The organism is Bartonella sp. AP58NXGY (assembly GCF_042195785.1).
GTDB lineage: Bacteria > Pseudomonadota > Alphaproteobacteria > Rhizobiales > Rhizobiaceae > Bartonella.
The window spans coordinates 1-304 of record NZ_JBHIOY010000403.1 but is presented as its reverse complement, the minus strand read 5'-3'; the positions used below and the strand labels follow the sequence as shown (position 1 = coordinate 304).

Here is a 304-nt window from a genome sequence, read left to right as displayed (position 1 = left end):
AAATATTATTAAAAATCCCCTGCTTCACAATCTAGACCAATAACTCTTTCTTTAGTAATATTTTTAAAAGTATAATATCCTGATCCAGGGAAACCTATATCGAGGGATTTTACATCTTTGATCGTAAAGATCTTATGTTCTTTATCATGTGTTATTTTCTTTTCATCATCTGCAGCAATGTGTAGTTTGTTGACGTCAGAAGGAGATGAGTATGATAAAGTAAAGGATACTTTTTCGGGTTTAAATGCTTTGCACCCATATTCAGCACCTTGCTGTATTTCATCGGGTGCACCAATTGTAACAG

Annotated in this window: 1 protein-coding gene; it reads right to left on the bottom strand. The window is 33.6% G+C overall.

Annotated elements, in window-relative coordinates:
- Positions 1-8: 8 nt before the first annotated feature.
- A partial coding sequence (locus ACFINC_RS11680; RefSeq protein ID WP_375617303.1) for a hypothetical protein occupies positions 9-304 on the bottom strand: 296 nt, incomplete at its 5' end.